This is a genomic window from Mesorhizobium sp. M7A.F.Ca.CA.003.01.2.1, from assembly GCF_003998945.1.
GTDB lineage: Bacteria > Pseudomonadota > Alphaproteobacteria > Rhizobiales > Rhizobiaceae > Mesorhizobium > Mesorhizobium ciceri.
Genome location: NZ_RZRA01000789.1, coordinates 1 through 2,745, shown reverse-complemented (window position 1 = coordinate 2,745; position 2,745 = coordinate 1). Strand labels below are relative to the sequence as shown.

The following is a 2,745-nucleotide window of genomic DNA, read 5'->3' as shown; positions in this document are numbered from 1 at the left end:
TCCAGCGACCGTGCCGGCGCCAGCCTTTCGTCCCGGTCGAGGATGACATGGCCGAACTGCTCCATGGCCAGGATCGCCATGGCATGAGCGGCGGTGTCGGAAAACTCCATGCTGGTCTGCGTCTCGCGCACATGGTCGGCAAAGAGCCCGCCGCCGGGCACGATGACGATCGGCAGCCTGGAACCCGCCAGCGCTGCGATCCAGCTCTTCATCTCCGCCGCATGGGCCGTGCTGCCGCCAAGCTTGACGATGGCCCGTCGAAGCATTTCGGGGCGCTCCTGGCGCGGCCGGAAAACAACGCTTCGGTCTTTTCGGCCAGCAATGCCGGAGGCAGCACCGCGTCCCGCCGATTGGCGCTTGCGTTCGATCTCAACGCCGACGCCGCCAGGGCCGAGCTCGAGCTTTTCCACCCTAACCGTGACGCGCACGACACGCTGGTTCTCCAGCACGTGCGCTGCCACCTGCTCGGCCAAAGCCTCGCTGAGCTGGATATGGCCCCGCGCGACGATGGTGCGAATGCCGTCCATGATGATGTCGTAGGAGAACACATGGCGCATGTCCTCGGGATGGTCGGTGATTTGCAGCACATCGGCGATCACATCAAAGCGCACTTTTTGAGTATGGCCATGCTCGAAGCTGTAGGCACCGATCTGGACCGGCAGAACAAAATCCCGCACAAAAATCCTGTCCGTGCCCAGTGTCGGGTCGGTGTCCGGCGAATAGCCTCTCGCTGCCAACAGGCGATAGTCGATACTCGATTGATCGCCGGTCCCGGATTCCGCTGGGATCAACTCGCGAATCTGCGAGACCGCCTCGGCGCTGATCGAACTCGTGCGACCGGAATGGCCACACAGCGCCCCCCGAAAGCCGAGAAAATCGGGAGCGAAAGGCAATAGGCGCGGAATATCCGGAGCTTCCAGCGATCCACTCAGGCCGACCATCAGACCGAGCGATTTCGTTCGATCGACGAATCCCGGAATACGCTCCGGCGGCAGATGATCGAGCAGCCGGCCCTTCCCCTTTTGCGCGGTATCAACCATCACGCCGTGGAAGCGATGCCTGGCGAACATCGGCAGAAGCTCGAAGTCCGGCGCCAGATCGGCAAACAGCACGGCAATCAGCTTCGTTCGTGCGGCGAGCGGTTCAAGCGCCTGTGCGCAGGCAGAGATATTTGCCGAAGGAAAAAATCCGATCTTCACATAGTCGACGCCGGTCGCCGCGATCTCTTCGGCCTTGATGCGGATCGTTTCGGGTTCCATCGGCAGGTCGCCGCAGACAGCGCTGACCGGAGCCCGACCCGCGATGAAAGAGATCGTTCGGAGCATAGTTTCCATGGACACCGCGCCCAGGGCTCCCGCCTTCGGGTCCTTCAGGTCGACGATATCGACACCTCCAGAAAGAGCGATCTCCGCCTCTTCGATGCCGGTGACGCTTGCCAGCATTCTGGTCATTTGAACAGTTTCTCCAGTTTGGAGGACAAGACGCTTTTATAGAGGCGGTCGATCCCCCTGCGCCACGTCTCGCCGGTGTTGCCATGCGAATCGATGCTGGCGACCTTCCGCACCGTTCTGGCAGGCGCGAAAAGTCGTCCTATAGGGTTTGATAAATTTTGCGGGTCGGCTAAGTTGATCATGGGCACCTTGACTTGGCGCGGGTCCGGCAACCGTCGAACCTCTGCGCAAGAATGGGTAATTACTATCGATGACGAGCGCGGTGCCAGGCACTCTCGCTGCCTTTTTGTGCTTTTTTTCCCTGACCGTCAACGTTTCCGACGCGACAGGCCAGGAAACGGTGGCGAAGCCGGAAAAAAAGATAACTGAAATCAAGATAGGCTATTTGCGGGCCTACGCACCGCAATTGACGCTTTCCATGCTCGACCTGCCGCCACGTGACGAAGGTGTCGCCGGCGCCGAGGTGGCGATCGGCGACAACAACACGACGGGAAAGTTCACCAACCAGAAATTCAGCCTCGACGTGACCGAGGTCAAGCCCGACGGCGACGCGGTTCAGGCATTCGAAGGCATGATCGCCAAGGGCGACCGCTATGTGGTCGCCGATCTTTCAGCCAAACAATTGCTGTCGATCGCCGACATCGCCCGCGACAAAGGCGTGCTGATCTTCAACGTCGGCGCCACCGACGACAGCCTTCGCGAGGAGGACTGCCGCATCAACGTTTTCCATATCGCGCCGACGCGCAGCATGCTGGCCGACGCGCTGGCGCAGTATCTCATGGTGAAGAAGTGGCCGAATTGGGTGCTGCTCTATGGATCGCATGAGCAGGATCATCTCTACGCCGATGCGCTGCGCCGCGCGGCAACCCGCTTCGGCGGCCAGATCGTCGCCGAGAAGGAATTCAAGGATACCGGCACAGCCAGGCGCACCGACACCGGCGCCACGCAGATACAGCAGCAGATTTCCGTGTTCACGCAAGACGTGCCGGAGCATGACGTGGTGCTTGTCGCCGACGAAAGCGAGGTTTTCGGCACCTACGTGCCCTACCGCACCTGGACGCCGCGGCTGGTCGCCGGCACGGCCGGTCTGGTTGCATCGTCATGGCATCCCGCCAGCGAACAATGGGGCGGCATCCAGATGCAGAGCCGCTTCCTGAAGACGACGAGCCGGCGGATGCTCTCCAAAGACATGTCGGCCTGGACCGCGGTGCGTGCGGTCGGCGAGGCCACCACGCGCACCAAGGGCGACGATGCGAAAAAGATCAGCGACTATATACGCTCTGACGATTTTTCG

General features: G+C 61.2%; 2 protein-coding genes. One reads left to right on the top strand and one right to left on the bottom strand.

Annotated elements, in window-relative coordinates; genetic code table 11:
• On the bottom strand, positions 1–1,451 hold a 1,451-nt coding region (locus tag EN969_RS25580; protein WP_127419500.1), incomplete at its 3' end, for a (5-formylfuran-3-yl)methyl phosphate synthase.
• Between the two features lie 340 nt (positions 1,452–1,791).
• Here EN969_RS25580 and EN969_RS25570 point away from each other — a divergent pair.
• On the top strand, positions 1,792–2,745 hold a 954-nt coding region (locus tag EN969_RS25570; RefSeq protein ID WP_245467498.1), incomplete at its 3' end, for an ABC transporter substrate-binding protein.